We start from the raw sequence: 17,445 nt of genomic DNA, 5'->3' as shown, positions 1-17,445 counted from the left end.
AGTTAAAAATTGTTAAATAGTTCCAACTTTTCTTCAAAGATGCACATCTAATTAATACCTTTTATAAAATTGCACCCTTAAAAATTCTCAATAAGTATTTTTTCAAATAAACCATAGGATAAAATGAAAACTTTTTCACTCTTTAGAAGAACTTTAATTCTTTCGGTACTACTCGTTATAAATTCGTATCTAATTTATGCTCAGGATAGACCACAGAATATGCAGGGAAGAAAATTTGATCCTTCGATGATGCAGCCCGTTGGAAAGCTAAGCGGATCTGTTATAGATGCCCAGACTTCACAACCAATTGAATATGCGAACATTGTAATATTCAAATGGAGAGACTCAACTGTAGCCAACGGTACTGTTTCAAATGACAAAGGTAAATTCGAAATAAATAAATTGATGTACGGAAAATACTTTGTGAAAGTTTCCTATATCGGTTACACCACAAAAAGGTTTGATTCTTTAATGGTTCTGCCGAATAAAACAGATTTCAATTTTGGTGTAATTAAACTGCGTCCAAAGAATGTTAACATGAACGAAATTGTAGTTCAAGGAACAAGAGATGCATTAACAGCAAACCTGGATAAAAAAGTTTACACAGTTGATCAGAATATGGCTAACTCGGGCGGAACTGCAGTTGATGTGATGCAAAATGTTCCGTCCGTTACGGTTGATGCTGACGGGGCTGTTCAAGTTAGAGGAAATGCAAATATTAATGTTCTTGTTGATGGAAGACCCGCGGCGTTAGCAGGTTTTACCGGTTCGGATGTTCTTGCGCAAATTCCCGCAAGCCAAATTGAATCAATAGAAATTGTTACAAACCCGTCCGCAAAATATGACCCGGAAGGAACCGGCGGAATTATTAACATCATTCTAAAAAAGAAATCCAATCTTGGTGTTAACGGAACTTTGATGGGAAATGCCGGAACTAAAGGAAGGTATAGTTCTTCATTAAATATGAATTTGCGCGGTGAAGATTTCAATTTCTTTACAAGTTATGACGGCAGATTTTTTAATATGAATGGCGGCGGAATTACTTTACGGAATTCGGAATTGCCTTCTTCAACCGGTCCGGTTTCATCTAGCCTTAATCAGAATTCCGATAACCACAATAACATGAATAATCATAATCTGAATATTGGCGCGGATTATTATTTAGCAGAAAAAGAATTTATTACAGCATCGGCACAATTTAGATTTGGCAATTTCGGAACCACAAGCCAAATTGAAAATATAAATTATCTTGAGGGCAACGTACTCCAGAGCCAGTTTAACAGAAATAGTAACGGAACGAGGGGAAATAGTTCCGGTAATTATACATTGAGTTATAAAAAAACATATGAGAATAGAACTCAGGAATTAACTGCAGACGTTATGTACTCGCATAGTTCAATGAACAGTGATACAAAAATCTATCAAGATTATTATTTCCCAACTCCGGCACAGTCGCTTCAAAAAGCACTTTCGGATAACGGCAATAATTTATGGCTCATACAATCCAACTATGTTCAACCGCTTGGCGGCTGGGGCAGATTGGAAACCGGTTTGAGAAGTCAAATTAAAGATTTAACAATGTCTAATGATAATTTTAATTGGGAACCGGTTACAAATACTTGGGGAAGCAGTACGTTAATCAGTAATAATTATGAATACAAAGAACAAGTACATGCTCTTTACGGTATCTTTTCAAATTCTCTCGGCAGCTTTACAACACAAATCGGTTTACGCGCCGAGCAAGTTTATATTGATGGAATAAGTTTTGTAACCAACCAAACATATAAAAGCAATTATTTTGACGTCTACCCGACAATTCACTTGCGTTACAACTTTAATGAGCTGGACGAAATTCAATTGAGCTACAGCAGAAGAATTGATCGTCCGCAGAACAGGCAGTTAAACCCTTACGAAGATAAAACCGATTCGCTTAATATCTTTAAGGGTAATCCGGATTTAAGACCGCAGTATCATAATGCTTTAGAACTTGGTTACACAAAAACATTGGGCAAGACTTCAATAGTTTCTAATCTTTTCTACAGATTAAGTACTAATCTTATCAGTACAATAAGTACGCTCATCCCTAACGGTAACGGGATTCCGGTTACATATTCAACATTCCAGAATATTTCCAAAGGGAAATCATACGGAATTGAACTGATAACAAATTCTCCAATAACTGATTGGATGAGATTAAACGGAAATATTTCTTACTTCAATAATAGTGTTGATGATTTAGGAACGCTAGGCGGTTCGAACGCAAGTAATAGCTGGATGGCAAGATTAAGTTCCATGATGACTGTAACTGATGGTCTTATTGTACAAATGATGTTCATGTATACTTCGCCTACTATAATGTTAAGTACCGGCGGCGGAGGAATGCGCGGTGGAGACGGGGGCGGCGGGATGTTCTTTGGTGGTTCCGCGGCTCAAACCAAAATGAAAGAGATGTATGCAATGGATTTGATGGTAAGAAAAGATTTGATGGACGGAAGGTTATCCGTTACAATGCGAATTTCCGATCTGTTCAATACGCGTAAATTTAATACAGAAACAACCGGCTTGAATTATTATATGATCAACGACAGAAAATTCGATTCGCGTACGGTTAATATTGGCGTTTCATATCGTCTTGTTGATACCAAGACAAGAATGATGGATCAGGAAAAGCAGAGAAGAATTGAAGAAGGATACGACGAGTTATAGTCAAGATCCATTTTTTAAAAGGAGACCCCGGTAAATGCCGGGGTTTTTTTATGCCCCCATATCAAAAAAGTTACTGTAAATGATTATATTTAATCATTAGTTAACAAATAAACAGCAGGCTGTAAATGGCTATTGTTTTAAAAGAAGTGAAGTCTAAAAGTGAATTGAAAAAGTTTATCAAACTCCCTTTTTCACTATACAAAGGAAATAAGTATTGGGTACCGCCGCTAATTTTTGACGAGATCAAAACTCTTAGCAATAAGAAAAATCCCGCATTCGATTTTTGCGATGCTAAATATTGGCTTGCTTACAAAGATGACGAGATTGTCGGAAGAATAGCTGGTATCATTAACAATAATTACAACACAAAATGGAATCAAAAATCTGTTCGTTTCGGATGGATTGATTTTATTGACGATGAAGAAGTTTCGAAAAGTTTAATTATGCAGGTAATAAGCTGGGCAAAAGAAAAAGGGATGGAAAAAATTCACGGTCCTCTGGGCTTTACCGATCTTGACGGTGAAGGAATGCTGATTGAAGGGTTTAATGAGTTAAGCACTTTTGGATCTATATATAACCATCCTTATTATCAAAAACATATGGAGAAACTTGGTTTTGTAAAAGATGCGGATTGGGTTGAGTACTTAGTATATTTTAATCCAAATGTTGAAGGACCGGAAAAAGTTTCTAGAATTGCAAAAGCAGTTGCGGAAAAAAATCATCTTCACATTCTAAGAGTTAAAAAAGCAAAAGAAATGCTTCCGTATGCAAGAGACATTTTTTATTTGATAAATGAAGCTTATAAAGATCTTTACGGCTTCGTGGAATTAACGGATAAACAAATTGATATGTACGTTAAAGCATACTTCGGATTCATTAAACCGGATTACGTTCCAATTCTTCTGGATAGTAACAATAAAGTAATCGGTTTTGGAATAACCATGCCTTCTCTTTCTGTTGCCGTTCAAAAAAGTAAAGGCAAATTATTTCCTTTCGGGTTTATTCACATTCTGAGAGCAATGAAAAATAATCCAAACGTTGATTTGTATTTAACTGCTGTAAAGCCGGAGTGGCAGAATAAAGGCGTTAATGCAATTATCATTAATGAAGTGAACGATGTTTTTGTTAGGAATAATATTAAAATGGTGGAGACCAATAGAGAGCTCGAAGAAAATTCCAAGATTCAAGCGCAATGGAGATTTTTTGAGAATAGATTACATAAACGAAGAAGATGTTTTAAAAAATCAATTTAGTTGTTTTCCGGTGCAATGTGATTTTTCCAAAAAGCACAATATACAATCTGAATCTTCTCCACAAATTATGCATCCAACTTTCAAATAAACGAAGGAGTTAATATGAAAAAGAACGTCGGCAGTATTGACAGAGTTCTACGGCTTCTCTTAGGGTTGGCAATAATTGCAATTGGGTTTGTTTATCAATCTTGGTGGGGTGTATTAGGTATTATTCCGCTTTTCACGTCTGCTGCCGGATGGTGCCCGGTATATATGCCGTTTGGTATCTCTACTTGCAAAACGGAACCAAAATAAAATAGAGCGTCTATATTACGTTCGGCATTAATGGCAGTAATTGGGACTATAAATTTTTTCTCTTGAATAGATTTAAATCTCAATCATTATGTTTTGGTGTTTAATTCCTCTTTTTTATATTGCAAAGGGTAATTGAGCAAGAGAACAGGTGAAGGAAAAAAATTTTAATATTATCAGCGATTACGATAACGTAGCAGAAGTAATTCAAGATATAAAAAAATATTTAGCCGGTGAAAATCTTGAAGAACATCTTTGCAATGCGGTTGACATTTGCCTTACTGAAGCGCTTAATAATGTTATAAAGCATTCTTACGGCGGAAACAATTCTCAGCCAATTGAAATTAACGTCAAAAAAGATTTAAAGCATCTTGAGATTGAAATTGTTGATGTTGGCTTGCCGAGAGAAAACCTTGTAATTAAAGACCTCGAGTTTGATCCGAATGATATTGAAAATTTACCAGAGAGCGGAATGGGTTTATTCATAATCAAACAACTTATGGATGAATTGGATTACGGTTCTAAAGAGGGTAAAAATTATTTCATTCTTAAGAAGTGGCTCATTTAATAATTTTGTTACACAATTTCAATCGGAACGTTTTTGCGATACTTCATAACTTTTTTTCTTCTTGTTTCAATCTCACTTTTTGCCCAGGATACTACCCGCAGTGAAGCATTTAAAGATAATGTTCCCCGCAAATATCCGATGATCAAAGCAAAATATCCTTCCTACTCACTCATCGCAGGCTATCTCCTTGTAACGGAAGCAAATCGAAACGATCCCTATGCAGAACATGAACTAGGACTTCGTTATTTGATTGCAAATGGTTTTCCTGCTGATACCACGAAAGCGATTTATTGGATTCGAAAAGCGGTTGATCAAAATTTACCCGCGGCACGGTTTAATTACGGCATAATGCTTTACAATGGTATTGGTGTGCCGTGGAATCCATTTGAAGCATTCCAGAATTTTAAAGTTGCTGCCAAAGCCGGTTTACCCGAAGCTCAATTTGCTTTAGGATTATCATATACAGACGATCTTCTTGTAAACAAGGATTTAAATAAAGCGTATCAGTATTTCAAATTGGCTTCTGCAGGCAAATATGAACCGGCTGTAGAAGCTCTGAAGCAATTATTAAAGAGCGGTTATTCACCCCCGACGGATTCTCTTTCCAAAGGTCAAGCTGAAAAGTTAGCAAAGAATGTTGAGGATAATACTCAATTGATGAATCCAAATTGGGATTTGGATTTTTATGATTTTGATTCGAAAGATGTTAAAGAAAAGAAAGAGAGTTTTTTAAATGATGTCTTGAAGAAAAAACCTGGAGAGTTAAAAACATACCTTGGTTTAGATAATCTTTCCAAAGATACAATGCCAAAGGATTCAAGTACATTAAGCTTATTAAATTTTGCCGCTTCAAGCGGTAGTCCGGAAGCACTTCTAATAGCCGGACGCGCTTTTGAAAAAGGAGTAATCTTCCAAAAAGATTTAGTCCAAGCTGCTTTTAATTATCTACGTGCTTACCGCTTGGGTTCATTTAAAGCGGGTCAATTTTTATTTGCTATGCTGCAATCGAAAGAATTATTTACCAAACTCAAAGAAAGAATTGCGACCGGGGATGCCGATGCAATGTATGCGTGGGCTGGAATTTCTGCGCTGGGTTTTGATAATCAAATATCAAATCAGCAAGCTCTGGATTTTCTTAAAAAAGCTGTAGATAAAAAACATATCCCATCTATGATCGAAATGGGTTTACTCTACTCTGCCGGAACACTTGTTCAGAAAAACAAACAGAAAGCAATTGAGTATTGGAACATGGCAAAAAAACTAGGCAGCAAAGAAGCTTCGGTTAGAATTGCTCTAACCAATGTAGCAGATTCGACATCGAAAGATATTTCCGGTGATATAACTACTTTAAAACAAATTTCTGATGAAGGTTCTGTACTTGCGCAAACAGCTCTTGGATTTTGTTATGAAAAAGGATTAGGTGTGAAGGAAGATAAAGGAACAGCTATTAAACTTTACCGGCTTGCCGCACAGCGTGGAAATGAAACCGCTTTCAACTCTCTCCAGCGAATGTATAATGAGTTAAGACCTGATGACGATGAGTTTAAGATTTTTGAGGTGAACTAATTTGCTTTCAGAATTATGAATGTCAGATCATCATTTTGATATGCAGTCCCTCTAAATGCAGTTAGAGCATACAGCAATGCATTTTTTATTTCTAAAGCAGATTTTTCAGAATTATTTTTAATGATCCGTTTAATATTTTCTTCTCCGAAAAGCTGAAAATAAGTATTCATGGCTTCGGAGATCCCATCTGTGAAGAAAAATATAATGTCTTTACTTGCCGGTTTAATAGAAATTTCTTCTAGTGTCTTTTCAAACACACCTTTATCATTTAAACCGATTCCAAGTCCCTTTGGGCAAAGGATATCAAATTCTTTAGAATCATATTTGAACCAGAAGGTTGGCATATGTCCCGCACGGCATATTTTTATCGAACCGTCCTTTTCTACCGATGCCATAGAAAGAGTCAAAAAATATTCGCGTCTCAAATTTTTAGAAAAATATTTTTTCAAATTTATGACCATCTCTTTTACACTTGTATAATTTTCCAATAACATATGAATAATTGATTGCACACGGACCATATAAAGTGCTGCTGCCATGCCTTTGCCGGAAATATCTCCTACGCAAATGTAAGTCCGTTCCTGTAATTCAATCACATCGAAATAATCACCGCCTACTTCTCGAGCCGGTTCATAATATGAAACCACTTCAAAATTATTAATGCTGGCGGAATGCTGGGGAATTAAATCGAATTGAATTTTCCGCGCTACATCGAGCTCACCACGAGCCGAGAGTTTATCTGCAAGTTCAAAAGCAAGAAGAAGATTAATAATTATAAATGCAATTAGCACATAACCATTTTGTGGCCGGGAGTATCCAACAACAAAGAAGAGAAGAGCTGCTAAATAAAATATTCTTCTTGCTGGAGTAAGTTTAAGAATGAAAGCATTGAAAAGACTTCTAATAAAAAGTAACCCGCGGAAAAATTTTGTTCTTGATGGATCCGGTTTAGGAATTTCTTTTGCGAAGAATTCATAAACATCGCCGGCTTCTCTTTTTATCAGCCTTTCAATTTCCTGATAACTTAGATCGCTTGTGTAAAGATCGAATAATCTTTTTATAGGATTTGAATTTGACATTTTTCTCTGTTTTTCTGAACAGTTAGACGGTCAATATGGGGATTTGTTTGATTTCGTCAAAAATTGACAGTCTCTCCTTAAAAATAGTTTATTCTAGGCTATTTCTACCCATATAAGATGCTTTGTTTCTTTGAAAATCAAGACTCAATTGACTATTTTTGATCCGCGATATCCTTTTATAGTTTTATTAATAAGAAAGAACTTAGATGATCTGGAAAATAACTCTCTTTATCCTAATGTGTTTTGTCATTATCACGGGAATTACATTCCCGATTGTTATGCATCCGACTTCGTGGGCAGAATTTCCAATCATTCCCGGACTTGAAGAGAAAGCAAAAATAATTTTCTTTCACGTTCCAACTGCATGGCTTTCTGTTATTGCATTCTTAATGGCGATGGTTTACGGAATAAAATATTTACGAAATAAAAATTTGGATGATGATGCAAAATCATCTGCCGCTCTCCAGCTTGGAATGATGTTCTCAATCCTTGCAACAATAACCGGTTCGATCTGGGCTAAATTTAATTGGGGTACATTCTGGAACTGGGATCCGAGAGAAACCAGCATATTTATTCTGCTGCTGATTTACGGCTCTCTCTTTGCTCTTCGTTCCGCAATTGATAATGAAGATAAACGCGCAAGACTATCTGCAGTTTATTCAATAATCGCTTTTTTAACTGTACCGTTTTTCATTTTTATAATGCCCAGAATAATGTTGGGTTTGCACCCTGGTTCGTTGGAAATAGATCCGACAACTAATAAGGTTGTTCAGGGAACAAATCCGGTTGTTGATTTTAAGATGAATGGGAGTATGAGACTTGTGTTTTTTGTCTCGCTAGCAGCATTTACAATACTTTATTATTGGATGTGGAGTGTCCGCTCTAGGGCAATCATTATTAAAGAAAATCTTTCTAAAAAATTAAACTGAGGTAAAAATTGGAAGGCGGTCTTTTAGAATTTCTCGAGAAAAACTCGATATATATTGTTCTTTTTATTGTACTTGTGATTTGGTTTGGAATATTTTTATTCTTACTTAATACAGATAAACGTCTTAAAGCAATCGAAAAAGAATTAAAGGAGAAGTAAATAAATGAAAAATAAATATATCTTCGGCGGGATTATTATTGTTGTATTTCTTGGCATAATGATTTTTCTCTTCACACAAACAAACGTTTCTTACGAACAGAGTTTCACCAAGATTATGGAATCTGGCAAAACTGTTAAAGCAACCGGAACCTGGGTTAAAGAAAAAAATTACCAGATTGACAAAACCAACAATATGTTTGTATTCTACATGAAAGATACTGAAGGCAATTTGATGAAAGTATATTATCATGGAACAATTCCGAACAACTTTGAATCTTCTACAAGTCTAGTTGTTACCGGAAAATTTTCTCAAGGAAATTTTCACGCGACAGATATCCTCACAAAGTGTCCGTCCAAATATCAAGATCAACCAGCTCAAAAAGCTAACTCATAAAGTTAGCAGTTAGGAGATTTTATGATTGGCAATATTTTACTCACACTGGCATTATTTGCCGGTGTGTTCACGGTTATAATGTATTATCTAACCTACAAAGGTTACGAAAATACGATGCGCTTGGCAAGGATCGGCTATCATACAACTGCTGTTATGGTAATTGCTTCTGCGGCTCTTCTTCTTCACGCAATTTTAACTCATCAGTATCAATATAAATATGTATATAACTACAGCGGAAGCGGTCTTTCAACCGGATTATTAATGTCAACATTCTACGCCGGTCAAGAAGGAAGTTTTATGCTTTGGACTTTCTTTACTGCAATCATCGGTTTGATTCTTTTAGATTATACATCAAAAAGGGGCGATCTTGAACCGCGTGTAATGATGATTTTTACTTTGTCGCTTACAGCTCTGCTTGTAATGATAAGTCCTCTTTTAAAATCTCCCTTCCATTATATCTGGATGGAAAATGATTTTATCGAGTTGAAAAATATTAATAGCGCTTATCTCTCTTTGCCGTCAATTCAAAATTTTATTTTCAGCGACCCGCAATCGAATAAACAATTCATTCAAATGGGAAAAGAACTTTACGCTTCTTTGACATCAAGCAACATCTTAATGAATGATTTTATAATTCAAGGGAAAGGATTGAATCCGCTGCTTCAAAATTTTTGGATGCAGATTCATCCGCCGATTTTATTTGTCGGATTCTCTATGTCTGCGGTTCCATTTGCATTTGCAATGGCGGCTCTCTTAAAGAATGAATACACAGATTGGGTAAAGCAGGCTTTACCATGGGTTCTAATGGGCACATGTGTTCTCGGTTTGGCAATTATGCTCGGCGGATACTGGGCTTATGGAGTTTTAGGATGGGGCGGATACTGGGGCTGGGACCCGGTTGAAAATTCTTCTCTAGTTCCGTGGATTGTTGGTGTTGCTTCAATTCATACTCTTCTCGTTCAGAAGAAAGCACAGGAAAAGGGAGGAGTCGGAAGATTCGTTAAGATGAATCTTATTCTAAGCATTATGACTTATGTTCTTGTTCTATATAGTACATTTTTAACACGAAGCGGTATTCTCGGTGATGCTTCCGTACATTCATTTGGCGAACCCGGAATGATGGTTTATTGGTTCTTAGTAATCTTTCTAACTTCGTTCACAATTTTAGGTATTGGCGGCATTGTATACAGATGGAAATTTCTAACACTCCATTTCACATTTGAAGAAAATGTTCTTTCGCGTGAACTTGCTTTGTTTACAGGTTCGGTTGCATTGATTGCCTCCGCTATAATTGTTTTGGTCGGCACATCTGCTCCTATAATCGGCAAAACAGTTCAGACAAGTTTCTATAATGAACTAAACCTTCCGATCGCTATCATAATCGGTCTGCTCAATGGATTGAGTATTCTCTTGAAATGGAAATTCACCGAAGGAAAAGATATTTGGAAGCAGTCGCAATTTGCCATTATAGCCACTGTTGTATTAACACTTTTAATGATAATAATCGGCGGTGTTAATAATCTAATGCTTATTCTACTCGCATTCTCATCTGCATTTGCTCTCTTTGTAAACGGTGAAGTTGCTTACAAAATATTCCGTGGTAGAAAATCATTTATTGGACCATACGTTGCTCATATCGGCATTTCGCTATTTCTGGTTGGAGTACTCGCAACAGCCGGTCATTCACAACAAAAACAAATTGATCTTGTAAAAGGGAAAACCGTTAACCTGTTTGGTAATGATGTTACATTCAAAGGAATAGAACCATTTGAGAACGGTACTAAGTACAAAATGAATATTGAAGTTAAAAATGGAAATAGCGTTAGAACAATTTCACCTGTAATGTATATTGCCGAATTTAATAACAGTCTAATGCGCGAGCCCGATATTTTGGTTGGCTTCACAAAAGACTTTTACGTAGAGCCGGTTAGTTATTCTGAAGGAAACGAAAACCAGAATGGAACTTCAGTCTCTATTAATAAAGGTGAAACTCATACATATGAAGGTGTTGATATTACATTTGATCAATTCGATTTTCCTCCCGAAGTGCGTGAAGCTATGATGGCCGGCAAAGATTTTCAGATCGGTGCTAAACTTACTGTTAAGTATAATTACAAAACTGTAGAAGTTGAACCGGTCTATAAAAGTATTTCAGGCAAACAGGAACACATACCTGTTGATTTGAAAGAAGCTAATCTTAGAATTAAGCTAGGCAGTATGGATGCGTCGGGCAAAGTCAACCTTGAATTATCAAAAATATCTGCGTCGAACAGTGCAAATCAAATACAAAATGAAGTTTTAACTGTTGATGCCAGTGTTAAACCGTTTATTAGTTTAGTTTGGATTGGAGTGCTTACAATGGTCGCTGGATTTTTAATTTCGGCATTCAGAAGATCCAAAGAATCGCTTGTATAGTAATTAGCTACGAGCTGTTAGTTTTTAGACAAAAGACCCCGTTATTAGACGGGGTCTTTCTTTTTAAATTTCTTCGTACTGATAATTCTAATAACTCATTTATATCATAAATCATGTTTAGGATAAGCAATTCCGCACTCTTTACGGATTGCATCAAGCATACTTATTAGTTCAATACTTTTATCCCAGCTCATTAAGTCACTTTGGGTTTTTCCCGCCTGAATGCATCTCACAACTTCCTCAACTTCGTATTCGTATCCGTTGCCTCTGAGATCAAACTTGAACGTTTTTTCACTTCCGTCATCATATATTATTTTTACATTGCCGGGGCAGAACCAAAGATGTTCTAAAAAAATTTTTCCTTTTCCACCATGGATTTCTACGGTAGTTGGTATGTTTACAAGAAATGAGGAAAATAGAACTGCAAGTGTATCGTTATCATATTTAAAAGTGCAACTGCATGTATTGTCGCCACCTTGCGGACTCAATCCCGCGGAAGCGATGAATGATTTTGGTTTGCCTAAGATTAACAGCGATAAGAAGACATTATAAATCCCGATATCTAAGAGTGTCCCGCCGCAAAGATCTATATTAAACTGCCTGTGTTCGGGTCCGTTTAGGGATTTAAAGGCAAAGTCCGCTCTTAAAAATTTCACCGTTCCTATCTCACCCGAATCAACAAGTTCTTTTGTTTTAATTATGTTCGGAAGGAACCGCGACCAGAGACCTTCCATAAGAAAAAGATTTTTCTCTTTCGCTTTGTTGACCATCTTTTGGACTTCTTTCAGATTTACTCCAAGAGGTTTTTCGCACAATACATGTTTGTTGTTCTCGAGTGCTGCCATAGTATTCTCAAAATGGAGATTGTGCGGAGTTGCAATATAGATTACATCTACATCCGGATCTTTCATTACTTCTTCATAACTGCTGTAAGCCTTGGGTACGTTATATTCTTCTGCAAATTTTATTGCTGACTCCTTATTGCGGGAACCGATCGCATAAAGTTCTGTACTATCAACTACTTTAATTGCATCCGCCAATTTGTGAGCGATTCTGCCAGTTCCTAAGAATCCCCATTTGATTTTTTTCATTCTCATCTTCTTGATTTTGTTTGTTCTTAATTAAAAAATATAAAAATATGATTGAGTAGTAAAGTCAGATTTTTCTTTATAAATAATCCTTAGCGGGGAATAATTTCTTTTTAGAGACTTATATAGTATATCGGAAATATGATGAAATGTAGGGAAGAGGTTGTGGCTCTTCCGTTGTTTTGAAAATAGCTTTAAGGCGGGTGCTTCGAAAAAAATGCATATCATGCAAACCGTTCACTTCGCCGGAGATTTTTTCGTCCATTAAATTAACCCCGTTGTTTATTATCCGAAACAAAATCTATTTTAAAGCATCGAAATAAGAGATAAAATTAAAATTATTCCTGGCACTTTAATTGTTTAACAATCCGGTCATTAAAATGAGAGATAGGTCATGAAGAAAGTGGTATTGTTTTTAATTGTATTCCTTCCAATTATATTATCGGCTCAATCAAGATTCTCATCCTTTAAATTGGGAATGTTCAGTCCCGGGGCTACAGATGCGGGATTCATTATTGGATACGAAGGGGGCTGGTATGTAGATGATAATTTTCTGATTGGGTACAGTGTTGATTGGTTCAATAAAAATTATGTAGATCAAAAATTTGTTTCCCAGATCAATGATATTTACGGTCCAAACAGTACATTAAACGAACTCCGCGCAAAGACTAATTTGCATTCAATCCCGTTAATGGCGAGCATTTCAGGTAATTGGCCTGTCGCACCGCGGACGAGAGCATTTGTAACCGGCGCTGCAGGAATTGAAGTACTGTTAATTTTTTATAGAGATTATACAAATCCAAATGACGATAAATTTCAAGGTGCGTATGATTTTTCATGGCGGCTCGGATTCGGTTTAATGTATGAACTTGGAAAGAGATCCGATGCGATTGCGGAAATATCGTATCATTCATCAAAACCAAGCTGGCAGTATGAAGTTAGAGATGCCGGTACGGGAATCAAACATATATTTGAACGAAGTTATGATATGAGCGGTGTAATGCTGCGAGTCGGATTCAGATTTTATTTCTAATTAATTTCGGAAGAATACTTTTTAAAATAAGTAAAGAATATTTTAGCTGTAGATAAAATTATTTTTTTAATAGAACACTGATTTACTAAGATGATTATGATTTATTATGATCTTCATTAATCATATTTGATCATGATAATCCGTGTTCTATTATCTTTATAGCTGTTACAACTTCATAAACATACTGGTGTTTATTCCCTGCCAAAGTATTATTTTGAATACATCTTATAAGAAAACATCAGGATAAAAAAGTGAAAGAAAGGACACTCCCAAATTTATTCGAAGAAAGCGTATCCCGATTTTCCAAAAATGTTTTGATGTGGGAAAAAACAAATGAGAAGTATGAGGGGACAACTTATGCAGGGATGCAGATTCTAATTCACAAGTTTGCCGCAGGATTAATAAAATACGGAATTAAGAGAGGTGACAGAATTGCTCTCATCTCAGAAGGAAGAAATTATTGGGTAGTCAGCGAACTTGGTATTTTATTCGCCGGCGCAATTAACGTTCCCATATCAACTAAGATTGAAGAGCTAACCGATCTTAAATTCAGATTGGCGCATTCCGGCTGCAGGATAGTAGTTGTATCGCAAAATCAGGCATCTAAAATCAGAAAAATTAAAAATGATCTGCCGGATTTAGAAAAAATTATATTATTGGATAAACCGGGTTCGCTCGATGAAGATGAAATATTTATTGGTGAACTCTTCGAGAGGGGAGAAGAATATCTTTCTACTTCGAGAAAAGAATTTGAAAACAGATGGAATTCAATTTCTGAAAATGATTATGCCAATATCTGTTACACTTCAGGAACGACCGCCGACCCAAAAGGAATAATTCTTACACACAGAAATTATACAGCGAATGTTGAACAATCATCAAAACTTCTTCCAATACCGGAGCGGTATGTTTCTTTGTTGATGCTTCCATGGGACCACGCCTTTGCACACACTGCGGGAATCTATACGTTAATGAAAAACGGTGCAAGTATGGCTTCCGTTCAACAGGGCAAGACTATGCTTGAGACTTTGAAAAATGTCCCGAAGAATATTAGAGAAATTAAGCCGACTTTTTTATTAAGTGTCCCGGCACTTGCAAAGAATTTCAGAAAAAATATTGAGAATGGAATTGCCGAAAAAGGAAAAGTCGTTGAAAAAATGTTTAAAAAAGCGCTTGAAGTTGCTTACTCATATAACGGGAACGGCTGGAACAAAGGAAAGGGAAAAAAGATTTTTCAAAAACCGCTTTATACTTTTTATGATAAAATTCTTTTCAGTAAGATTCGAAAGAATTTTGGAGGACGTTTGGAATTTTTCATCGGCGGAGGAGCGCTTCTTGATGTTGAGCTTCAATTCTTCTTTTATGCTTTAGGAATTCCAATGTTTCAAGGATACGGTTTAACTGAAGCCGCGCCCGTAATCTCAGCGAATGTTCCAAGTAAGCATAAACTTGGTTCTTCGGGTGCAATCGTTGCTGATCTGCAGGTAAAGATTTGCGGCACCGATGGGAATGAACTTCCAATCGGAGAAAAAGGGGAAATTGTAGTTAAGGGTGAAAATGTTATGGTTGGCTACTGGAAGAATGAAGCGGCAACTAAAGAAGTAATAAAAGAGGATTGGCTCTATACCGGAGATCTTGGTTATCTGGATAGTGATGGTTTTCTTTATGTTCTCGGGAGATTTAAAAGTTTATTGATAAGCAGCGACGGAGAAAAATATAGTCCTGAAGGAATTGAAGAGGCGTTAACCGAACATTCTGCATTTATAGATCAAGTGATGCTCTATAATAATCAGTCGCCTTATACCATTGCTTTGATAGTCCCCAACAAGGAAGCAATTATAAAATGGGCTGATGAAAATAAAATCTCTTACAATTCCATTGAAGAACAGAAAGCAATTTTGAAAATGTTGGAAAGTGAAGTTGCAAAATTTAGGACCGGCGGAATTTATGAAGGACAATTTCCGGAACGATGGATTCCCTCTGCAATTGCAATTTTGGGTGAAGGATTTACAGAACAGAATAAATTTATGAACAGCACATTGAAAATGGTTCGCGGAAAAATTACTGAGTTCTATCAAAACAGAATTGAATATTTATATACACAAGAAGGGAAAGATATTTGCAATCATCAAAACCTAACAATTATTAGCCGGTTGAAATAAACTTGGAAAGATAGTTACGATAAATATAAAGTCTCTTTGAAAAATTAATTTTTGTCACTTCGATCCCGCTTTAGCGGGAGAGAAGTCTTTGTATTGAGAAAGATTTCTCAGTCGCTTCGCTCAATCGAAATGACATTTTAAATATTTGCAGATGTTTTTATAAGTTCTAATCGTATATTGAAGTTCCAACATGGATATTATAAATTAATTACTAGAGATCTCTGAAAAATTCCAAAGACTGTCTTTGCGAACGAAGTGAAGCAAACTCAAAACTTCGATTCTAAATCATAATCGAGATTGCTTCTCCCGATTTCATCGGGATCGCAATGACAATCCTTAATTAATATTTCAGAGGATTCTACAAATTAATCTGATAATTACCTATAGACCACAGAGAAACAAATGAAAAGAGTATTGTTAATAGAAGACGATAAAGGATTTAGGACCTTACTCAAAAGATTATTAGAGAAAAAATTTGATTCAAAAGTTTTTGAAGCTGATGACGGAGCCAGCGGTTTAATCTCTTTTGAAAAAGAGAGACCGCATATTGTCTTTTTGGATCTCGAAATGCCTAATATGAATGGTGTTCAATTTTTAGAAAAAATTCAAAATAGAACCCGCCAGGTTGCTGTAGTGATAATGACGAATCACGATGAAAAAGAATATGTGGAAAAGATAATTCAAATGGGTGTAGATGATTATCTGCTAAAGACGAAATTTGTAACTCAACTTTATGAACGAATTGAAGTTGTGTTGAAAAAAATAGTACGGACTACAAGAAAAATTTAATTGATTAGTATTAATTGGACCGCTCAATTCTTAAAGGGATTTGCTCTGTCTTCGTTGAAATATGGTTTGTAATTATCACCGCTTCCCATTTCTTGAATCCATCCATTATGTAATCCGTATTTTCCCATCAGCTCAACTGCCTTCTCATATTCCGATTTACGAAGCGCGCGGTCAATTAAAATATTTGTGTGCGCCTTGTTTGTAGGAAAATATTGAGACATAAGAGAAATATGAACCCTGGTACTCAACTCCTCTGCAATAAATTGAAATACTTTTTCCGATTCAGCCAAATTATTTGGCAGAACCAGATGCCGAATGATTAATCCGCGGACTACAACATCACCATCATAAATAAGTTCATCGCCAACTTGACGAAACATCTCCTTTAGCGCTTCTTTTGCATGATCAAAATAATCCTCGGCTAAAGAATAAGTTTTTGCAGATTGATTGCTGCCGTATTTAAAATCGGGTAAGTAAATATCAATTACACCATCATAAAGTTTAAGCATTTCAACGGAATCATATCCGTTGGTGTTATAAATGATTGGAAGTTGTAATCCCTCTTCGACTGCAAATAGAATTGATTTTAAAATTTGTGCAGAGAAATGAGTTGGCGAAACAAGTCCTATATTATGGCACTTTCTATCTTGAAGTTCTATCATTATATCGGCAAGACGCTTGTGAGTAACTTCGTTTTTCATTTCGTTTTCCGAATTCTGGCTTATCTCATAATTTTGGCAGAAGATGCAGCGAAGATTACAATTACCAAAAAAAATATTTCCCGCACCGCGCGATCCCGAAAGAACGGGCTCTTCCCCAAAATGAGCAGTGTACGACGAAACTATTGGCAAAAAACCGCTTTGACAAAAACTTGTATTTCCCTTGGTCCGGTCAACTTCGCAGCCACGCGGACAACTTTTGCATGATTTTAATATTTCTTCGGCAGCCTCAGCTTTTTTATAAAGCTTGCCGGAATTATAAAGTTTTATATAAGAAGGAATAGGTGTCATCAAT

General features: G+C 36.0%; 15 protein-coding genes. 12 read left to right on the top strand and 3 right to left on the bottom strand.

Going from position 1 to position 17,445, the window contains the following annotated elements; translation table 11 throughout:
• Positions 1–123: 123 nt before the first annotated feature.
• From NTX65_06405 to NTX65_06385, 5 genes are all read left to right on the top strand, one after another.
• On the top strand, positions 124–2,706 hold the full coding sequence (locus NTX65_06405) for an outer membrane beta-barrel family protein (protein MCX6168949.1): 2,583 nt from the start codon (positions 124–126) through the stop codon (positions 2,704–2,706).
• A 125-nt stretch (positions 2,707–2,831) separates the two neighbouring features.
• On the top strand, positions 2,832–3,959 hold the full coding sequence (locus NTX65_06400) for a hypothetical protein (GenBank protein MCX6168948.1): 1,128 nt from the start codon (positions 2,832–2,834) through the stop codon (positions 3,957–3,959).
• A gap of 102 nt (positions 3,960–4,061) precedes the next feature.
• The gene (locus NTX65_06395; GenBank protein MCX6168947.1) at positions 4,062–4,253 is read left to right on the top strand and encodes a DUF2892 domain-containing protein; all 192 of its coding nucleotides are present in this window, start codon (positions 4,062–4,064) and stop codon (positions 4,251–4,253) included.
• A 148-nt stretch (positions 4,254–4,401) separates the two neighbouring features.
• Positions 4,402–4,818 (top strand): ATP-binding protein, encoded by a 417-nt coding sequence (locus tag NTX65_06390; GenBank protein MCX6168946.1) that lies wholly within the window; start codon positions 4,402–4,404, stop codon positions 4,816–4,818.
• A 33-nt stretch (positions 4,819–4,851) separates the two neighbouring features.
• Complete coding sequence (locus NTX65_06385; protein ID MCX6168945.1) at positions 4,852–6,384, top strand: tetratricopeptide repeat protein; 1,533 nt, start codon at positions 4,852–4,854, stop codon at positions 6,382–6,384.
• Here NTX65_06385 and NTX65_06380 read toward each other — a convergent pair.
• The gene (locus NTX65_06380; GenBank protein ID MCX6168944.1) at positions 6,381–7,463 is read right to left on the bottom strand and encodes a SpoIIE family protein phosphatase; all 1,083 of its coding nucleotides are present in this window, start codon (positions 7,461–7,463) and stop codon (positions 6,381–6,383) included. The genes NTX65_06385 and NTX65_06380 overlap by 4 nt on opposite strands.
• Positions 7,464–7,669: 206 nt before the next feature.
• On the opposite strand from NTX65_06380, the gene ccsA (NTX65_06375) reads away from it, so the two are divergent.
• The 4 genes from ccsA (NTX65_06375) to ccsA (NTX65_06360) are packed head-to-tail and all read left to right on the top strand — an operon-like array spanning position 7,670 to position 11,359.
• Positions 7,670–8,392, top strand: a complete 723-nt coding sequence (ccsA, locus tag NTX65_06375) for a cytochrome c biogenesis protein CcsA (GenBank protein MCX6168943.1) — start codon at positions 7,670–7,672, stop codon at positions 8,390–8,392.
• Positions 8,393–8,400: 8 nt separating this feature from the next.
• Positions 8,401–8,550, top strand: coding sequence for a CcmD family protein (locus tag NTX65_06370; GenBank protein MCX6168942.1), 150 nt, complete (start codon positions 8,401–8,403; stop codon positions 8,548–8,550).
• Between the two features lie 4 nt (positions 8,551–8,554).
• A complete protein-coding gene (locus NTX65_06365; GenBank protein MCX6168941.1) occupies positions 8,555–8,944 on the top strand; it encodes a cytochrome c maturation protein CcmE in 390 nt (129 codons plus the stop codon).
• A 21-nt stretch (positions 8,945–8,965) separates the two neighbouring features.
• Positions 8,966–11,359: a cytochrome c biogenesis protein CcsA gene (ccsA, locus tag NTX65_06360; GenBank protein ID MCX6168940.1), complete on the top strand. Its 2,394-nt coding sequence runs from the start codon at positions 8,966–8,968 to the stop codon at positions 11,357–11,359.
• Between the two features lie 104 nt (positions 11,360–11,463).
• Here ccsA (NTX65_06360) and NTX65_06355 read toward each other — a convergent pair whose 3' ends face one another.
• Positions 11,464–12,450 (bottom strand): Gfo/Idh/MocA family oxidoreductase, encoded by a 987-nt coding sequence (locus NTX65_06355; GenBank protein MCX6168939.1) that lies wholly within the window; start codon positions 12,448–12,450, stop codon positions 11,464–11,466.
• Positions 12,451–12,841: 391 nt separating this feature from the next.
• Here NTX65_06355 and NTX65_06350 point away from each other — a divergent pair, with 391 nt between their 5' ends.
• The 3 genes from NTX65_06350 to NTX65_06340 all read left to right on the top strand — a co-directional run bounded on the left by NTX65_06350 (position 12,842) and on the right by NTX65_06340 (position 16,431).
• Positions 12,842–13,480 carry a hypothetical protein gene (locus NTX65_06350; GenBank protein MCX6168938.1) on the top strand — a complete coding sequence of 213 codons (639 nt, stop codon included), beginning with the start codon at positions 12,842–12,844 and terminating at the stop codon, positions 13,478–13,480.
• Positions 13,481–13,731: 251 nt separating this feature from the next.
• On the top strand, positions 13,732–15,642 hold the full coding sequence (locus NTX65_06345; GenBank protein MCX6168937.1) for an AMP-binding protein: 1,911 nt from the start codon (positions 13,732–13,734) through the stop codon (positions 15,640–15,642).
• Positions 15,643–16,044: 402 nt separating this feature from the next.
• Positions 16,045–16,431 carry a response regulator gene (locus NTX65_06340; GenBank protein ID MCX6168936.1) on the top strand — a complete coding sequence of 129 codons (387 nt, stop codon included), beginning with the start codon at positions 16,045–16,047 and terminating at the stop codon, positions 16,429–16,431.
• Positions 16,432–16,454: 23 nt separating this feature from the next.
• Here NTX65_06340 and NTX65_06335 read toward each other — a convergent pair whose 3' ends face one another.
• Positions 16,455–17,441 (bottom strand): radical SAM protein, encoded by a 987-nt coding sequence (locus NTX65_06335; GenBank protein MCX6168935.1) that lies wholly within the window; start codon positions 17,439–17,441, stop codon positions 16,455–16,457.
• Positions 17,442–17,445: the final 4 nt, after the last annotated feature.

The organism is Ignavibacteriales bacterium (genome assembly GCA_026390795.1).
Lineage (GTDB): Bacteria > Bacteroidota > Ignavibacteria > Ignavibacteriales > Melioribacteraceae > Fen-1258.
Note: the sequence above shows the minus strand (reverse complement) of the source record. Positions and strands in the feature narration are given on the sequence as shown.